Source organism: Collinsella sp. LCP21S3_C7 (genome assembly GCF_052118485.1).
Classification (GTDB): domain Bacteria; phylum Actinomycetota; class Coriobacteriia; order Coriobacteriales; family Coriobacteriaceae; genus Collinsella.
In genome coordinates this window covers 47,786-54,120 of the sequence record NZ_JBQKHC010000015.1, presented here as the reverse complement: position 1 = coordinate 54,120, position 6,335 = coordinate 47,786, and the positions used below count along the sequence as shown (strand labels likewise).

General features: G+C 58.5%; 4 protein-coding genes. 1 reads left to right on the top strand and 3 read right to left on the bottom strand.

Annotation, left to right across the window (positions count from 1 at the left end):
• Positions 1-34: 34 nt before the first annotated feature.
• Positions 35-112, top strand: coding sequence for an agmatine deiminase family protein (locus ACTQ1E_RS06670; protein ID WP_441048561.1), 78 nt, complete (start codon positions 35-37; stop codon positions 110-112).
• Positions 113-568: 456 nt separating this feature from the next.
• Here ACTQ1E_RS06670 and ACTQ1E_RS06665 read toward each other — a convergent pair whose 3' ends face one another.
• The 3 genes from ACTQ1E_RS06665 to ACTQ1E_RS06655 all read right to left on the bottom strand — a co-directional run bounded on the left by ACTQ1E_RS06665 (position 569) and on the right by ACTQ1E_RS06655 (position 6,248).
• Positions 569-988 carry a YjdF family protein gene (locus ACTQ1E_RS06665; protein ID WP_427796066.1) on the bottom strand — a complete coding sequence of 140 codons (420 nt, stop codon included), beginning with the start codon at positions 986-988 and terminating at the stop codon, positions 569-571.
• A gap of 976 nt (positions 989-1,964) precedes the next feature.
• Positions 1,965-4,205, bottom strand: coding sequence for a DNA gyrase subunit A (locus tag ACTQ1E_RS06660; RefSeq protein ID WP_441565434.1), 2,241 nt, complete (start codon positions 4,203-4,205; stop codon positions 1,965-1,967).
• Positions 4,206-4,250: 45 nt separating this feature from the next.
• Positions 4,251-6,248 carry a DNA gyrase/topoisomerase IV subunit B gene (locus ACTQ1E_RS06655; protein WP_441565432.1) on the bottom strand — a complete coding sequence of 666 codons (1,998 nt, stop codon included), beginning with the start codon at positions 6,246-6,248 and terminating at the stop codon, positions 4,251-4,253.
• Between the last annotated feature and the right edge of the window lie 87 nt (positions 6,249-6,335).

Sequence of the window (6,335 nt, the reverse complement as noted above, 5' to 3'; positions counted from 1 at the left end):
CGACGAGGTCTGGGGCGAGGGCGTCTACAAGTGCGTGGGCGTCAAGTCCGACCAGGTCGTCTACGGCGGCGGCAACATCCACTGCATCACGCAGCAGGAGCCGTCCGCCTAATAGCCCGGCTTGCCGGGGCGCGGCGCCCCTCCTTCACGGGAGTCCGCCGCACCCCGGAGGCCCGGCCGGCCGGGCGAACGGGGCCGACTGGCCGGCCGGCCGGGCTTTCCCCGGGCGCTCCGCTGCCTCCACACCGGAGCGCCCCTCCCCTTCGATTGGATACCCGCCTGGCCTGGGACCTATCGCGGGTTAGGCCTATTGTTCGCTTGGATATCCCAGGTCAGGCGCGTATCCAATTGCCGAAAGTTCCCGGTCGCGAGCGCGGCCGTCTTGATCGGAGTATCTATGTACCAGCGTATTTAATTACTGCGCTGGAATAGAACGCGTGTTTGATAAATTAATTTAGCATCAGACAGCGGGCGCAGTTTCAGTCGAATCTGTGCCCGCTGCTGTATGTGTGAGCAGTGTGAATAGGGGACGTAGCCCTGTTCACGCCTGGACCGATGTCGGCACCGGTTAATGCCCACGATGCTTCTGCTTACGCTTCAACTTCCGCTGCTCGAAGCGCGCCTCCGCCTCATCCGCGCGACGCTGACTTCTTGCTTGAGCCGACTCCCGCTTCATCGCTTCCCGCTGTGCCGCGAGCGCCTGTTGTGCCTTGGTGCTCACCGCGGGCCGTTTAAGGGCTTTTGCTGCCTCGCGAGCGCGCCGCTTGGGGTTCTTCGCGGGCTTGCTTGTCTCAGTGGCCTTGTCGCCGAAGAACGAGAGCTTCTCCCATTTGCCGACAACGAATTGCAGGATCTCCTCATCGGACGGCTCTGCGCCGAAGACGATGCGGGCGACGCCGTATCTGCCGTCCTCGACATGCTCCGCCAGCCCGACCCAGAATTGGCCGTCATGATATACGGTCAGGGTGGACGACACGCTGATCTGCATGGTTGGTTCCTCCTTTATGTAGATGACCATGCAGAGAAGGGACAACCAAGGAGGCAGGTTACTGATGCGGACCCCCGCACGCCCACGACTACCCGACGGGGACTGTGTTTTTATCTCTGGTAGTTGGATTGTAGCACGCGCAGACGCGCCCTTCATCGCTGGCGACATGACATGGCTGGGGCTTACCACCCGACGCGCCCTTGCGCATATCGTCTTCTCATTTTCGAAACTTTAAAAGACCTTGAGTTTCGAAACCGCGAAGGAGAGTTTAAGCAAGAGACGACGTTAGCTCTGAGTCGACGCACGAGAAGGGGCTCTCGTCGCTTCTGTCCATCAGGGATGCATTCACGAAGGTCTTCATCGCCCGCACGAGGCGCGGGCCTTATACCCGGGAGGGCGTTCTCGTGCTGGATCTCGCGAGGTGACTGCTCGGCGAGCAGGAGTTCTGAGCGTCATACGGGGATATCGCTCGATAGGGCACGCAGGGCCGTTTGTGCTCGCACGGGAAACGTCGTCGCCGTATGGGCGGCCAGTCGCATCCGATTAGTCTTTTGTTAAACAGACCTTTCGAGTGCGCACGAAGTGATTGCGCCAACAACAAAGCCCCAACCTGCTCGCTAACTCATGGGCAAGCCACCTGAGACTACTCATTTCCCCTACTAGCAATGAAGGCCTGCGACCTGCAGTTTTGCAAACTGCTTGAAAGGCGCCTGCGTTGATTCGCTTCCTATTGCAGCTGGCGGCTCGCACACGAAAAGGCACTTGAGTTTCAAAGCGGGCGTTTTCGTCGATATCGAACCTCTAAAGGCTGTCCGCCGTGCCCTTTGGAATGAATGATGGGCTTATGTCTGTTCCACTTTATGCGACATTTTGTCTATAGGGATGATACTGCTGTAATGCATGGGGCCCGGAGCGCGGCATTTACTGCGCTCCGGGCCCCACTGTTCTGAGGGTTTATGGCGGCTCTGCCGTCGTCCTAGTCAAACAAACTCGGCATGTCGTTTTCTTTCATGAGGGCACCGGCGGAGGGGAGGCTCTGCGCGGTGAACTTCTCGGCCGAGACGCCGGCGCCAAGGATCTCCACGGTTGTGCCGACGGTGGTGACCGAGCGACCCTTCTTGGCGGTAAAGGCCTGGACGCCCTGCGTGTTGGTGGTCGTCTTGGTCTTGAGCAGCGACGTGTTGAAGTTCATCAGGCGGTAGTCGCTCGAGACCAGCGCGATGTCGCGGTCTTCCTTGAGCACCTGTGCATACAGCAGTTTGCTGCCACCGTAGATGGCGTTCTTGAGGCGCTTGCGGTTGGTCTTGGTAACGTATCCGGCAAGTGCGACGCGCACCACACGACCGTTCTCAAAGATAAACAGCACGTCGGCCTTGTAGTCCTCGGGGTCGATGACCCAGATGACACTCTCGTCGGGTTCCATCTCGAGGTCGGTGGGCAAGTACGAGCCCAGCTGGGCCGACTTGGTGTCCTCAAACGCCGCAACCTTGCACTTGTATACCTGGCTCTTGTTGGTAAAGACCAGCAGCTCGTGGGTGTTGGAGGACGGGAACTCGATAAAGGGTTTGTCGCCGTCTTTGTACTTGAGCGTGGCCGCCTTCTTGAGCACGCGGTCGGTCATCTTTTTGAGATAGCCCTCGCGCGAGAGCATGATGGTAACCGGATATTCCTCGACCTCGGGCTCCAGGCTTACCTCGATAACCTCATGGGGCTCAATCCTGCCCGTGCGGCGCGGCATCACGTACTTCTTGTTGACCGCAGCCAGCTCGTCGCTGATGACCTTCTTGATGTTCTCTTCGCTGGAGAGGATTTCCTCAAGCTCGGCAATCTCACCCTCGAGCTTAGCGATGTCCTTGGTACGGTTGAGGATGTACTCCTTGTTGATGTTGCGGAGCTTAAGCTCGGCAACAAACTCGGCCTGGGTCTCGTCGATGTCGAAACCCTTCATAAGGTTGGGCACGACCTCAGCCTCGAGCTTGGTGCCACGGATGATGGCGATGGCCTTGTCGATGTCGAGCAGAATCGCCTCGAGGCCGTGCAGCAGGTGCAGGCGCTCGGACTTTTTGCCCAAGTCAAAGTTAATGCGGCGACGCGTGGACTCAATACGCCACTTGACCCACTCGTGCAGGATCTGGCGTACGCCCATAACGCGGGGATAGCCGTCGACCAGCACGTTAAAGTTGCATGAGAACGAATCCTGCAGCGTAGTCGAGCGATAAAGCTTCGCCATGAGCTTGTCGGGGTCAACACCGCGCTTAAGATCGATGGCGATACGCAGGCCCGAGAGGTCGGTCTCGTCACGGATGTCAGCGATCTCCTTGACCTTGCCCTCTTTGGAGAGCTTGACGATGCGATCGATGATGACATCGGTCTTGGTGGTGTAGGGGATCTCGTAGACCTCGATGATGCGCTCTTCGGGAATCCAGCGCCAGCGGGAGCGGATCTGGAAGCTGCCAAGGCCGGTCTCGATAATCTTTTCCATCTCCTCGCGGCGGTAGATAATCTCACCGCCGGTCGAGAAGTCGGGCATGGGCATGTACTCGAGCAGATCGCAGTTGGGATCCTGCAGATAGTGCATGGTGGCGGTGCAGACCTCGTTGAGGTTGAAGCCGCAGATGTCAGACGCCATGGCGACGCCGATGCCCTTGTTGGCCGAGACAAGGATGTTGGGGAACGTGGTGGGCAGCAAACGCGGCTCCTTCATGGCGCCGTCGTAGCTGTCGACAAAGTCGACCGGGTCCTTGTCGATGTCTTTGAAGATCTCGGCACTGATGGGGGAGAGCTTGGCCTCGGTGTAACGCGAGGCGGCGTAGCTCAGGTCACCCGAATAGTACTTGCCAAAGTTGCCCTTCGACTCCACGAAGGGGGCGAGCAGCGCCTCGTTGCCGGTGGCCAAGCGCACCATCGTCTCGTAGATTGCGGCGTCGCCGTGCGGGTTGAGCTTCATGGTTTGGCCCACGATGTTGGCGCTCTTCTGGCGCTCACCTTTGAGCAAGCCCATCTTGTACATGGTGTAGAGCAGCTTGCGGTGCGAGGGCTTAAAACCGTCGATCTCGGGGAACGCACGCGAAACGTTGACGCTCATGGCGTAGGGCATGTAGTTGACCTCGAGCGTCTGCGTGATCGGCTGATTGGTGACCTCGGAGTGCAGGCCGATGACGTTCTCGGCGTTGACCTGCTTTTTCTTTGGCTGGTTCTTCGTCTTCTTCTTTGCCACGATTTCCTCTTGAACTTCTTATGGGCCGTCGTTATCGATTTGCTGCTACTGCAGGTCCAGCTGGTCCAGGTATTCCTTGCCGTGCTCCGAGATATGGCGCTTGCGGCCCGCCTCGTCGCTGCCCAGCAGAAGGTTGAACATGGTCTCCATCTTGGCGACGTCTTCGGACTCCACCTTGATCAGACGACGCGTCTCGGGGTTCATGGTGGTGAGCCACATCATGTCCGGGTCGTTCTCACCAAGACCCTTGGAGCGGTTGATGGAGCACTTCTGGTCGCCGATCTCCTTAAGAATGCCGTTCTTCTCGAGCTCGGTGTAGGCAAAGTAGGTCTTTTCTTTGCAGTTGATCTCGTAGAGCGGCGACTCGGCGATATACACGTAGCCTTCGTCGATAAGCGTGGGCACCAGGCGATAGAGCATGGTGAGCACGAGCGTGCGGATGTGATAACCGTCGACGTCGGCGTCCGTACAGATGATGACCTTGTTCCAGTTAAGGTTGTCCAGGTCGAAGGCGCCGAGGTTCTTGATGCGCTTGTCTTTGATCTCCACGCCGCAGCCCAGCACGCGCATGAGGTCCATGATGATGTCGGACTTAAAGATGCGCGGATAGTCCTCCTTTAGGCAGTTGAGGATCTTGCCGCGGACGGGCATAACGCCCTGGAACTCGGCATCGCGCGAGGTGCGAATGGCGCCTGCTGCCGAGTCGCCCTCTACGATGTAGATCTCGCGGCGGCTCTTGTCCTTGGAACGGCAGTCGATGAACTTCTGCACCCGGTTGGCCATGTCGGTCTTCTGCTGCAGGTTGGTCTTGATGCTCTGTCGCGTCTTCTCGGCATTCTCGCGCGAGCGCTTGTTGATGAGCACCTGCTCCATAATCTTGTTGGCGGCATCTTTGTTCTCGATCAAGTAGGTCGAGAGGCGCTCCTTAAAGAATGCCGTCATGGCCTGCTGGATAAAGCGGTTGTTGATGGCCTTCTTAGTCTGGTTTTCGTAGGACGTTTGGGTGGAGAAGCAGTTGGTCACCAGCACCAGGCAGTCCTGGACGTCCTGCCACTTAATGCCGCTCTCGTTTTTGTTGTATTTGCCCTGTTGCTTAATGTAGGCATCGATGGCGCTGGTGAGGGCGCTGCGGGCCGCCTTCTCCGGCGAGCCGCCGTTCTCGAGCCAGGAGGAGTTGTGGTAGTACTCCTGCATCGTGAAAGTGCGCGAGAAGCACATGCAAGCAGTGATTTTTACGTTGTAATCGGGTAGATCCTCGCGATCGCGACCGCGACGGTCGGCCTCGATAAAGAAGGGCTCGGTAAGGTAGTCGGTACCGACCTTCTCGAGCACGTAGTCCTCGATGCCCTTGGGATAGCAGAAGTCCTCTTCGGAAAACTCGCCGTCGTCGCCCTCGATGCGCAGCCGGAAGGTCACGTTGGCGTTGACCACGGCCTGGCGGCGCATGGTCTCGCGATACCAATCGTGGGGGATGCTGATGGAGGTAAAGACCTCAAGATCGGGGCGCCACTTGATGGTGGTGCCGGTGCGGTTCTCGTCGCTGGGCTCAATCTCGAGTGCCTTCTTTTTGGCGCCGACGACCTTGCCCTTCTTAAAGTGCAGGGAGTACTTGTTGCCGTCGCGCCAAACCGTGACGTCCATGTATTCGGAGGCGTACTGGGTTGCGCACGAGCCCAGGCCGTTGGTGCCGAGCGAGAAGTCGTAGTCGCCGCCCTGGTTGTTGTTGTACTTACCGCCGGCGTAAAGCTCGCAAAAGACGAGCTCCCAGTTAAAGCGCTTCTCGGAGGGGTTCCAGTCAAGCGGGCAGCCGCGGCCGTTGTCCTCTACCTGAATGGAGCCATCGCGAAAGGCGGTAAGGGTGATGAGCTTGCCGTAGCCCTGGCGCGCCTCGTCAACGGCGTTGGACAGGATCTCGAAGGCGGCATGCGCGCAGCCGTCGAGCCCGTCCGAGCCAAAGATGACGGCAGGGCGCAGGCGTACGCGCTCCTCGTCCTTGAGCTGACGAATACTGTCGTTGCCATAGTTTGCGGTGTTTTTTGCCATGCTCGCTCTCTCGATGCTCCTTTGCTGCGTTTTAGTCATATAGATAGTCAAGGTAGCATAGCCCAACCCTTGGGCGATTCCAACCAA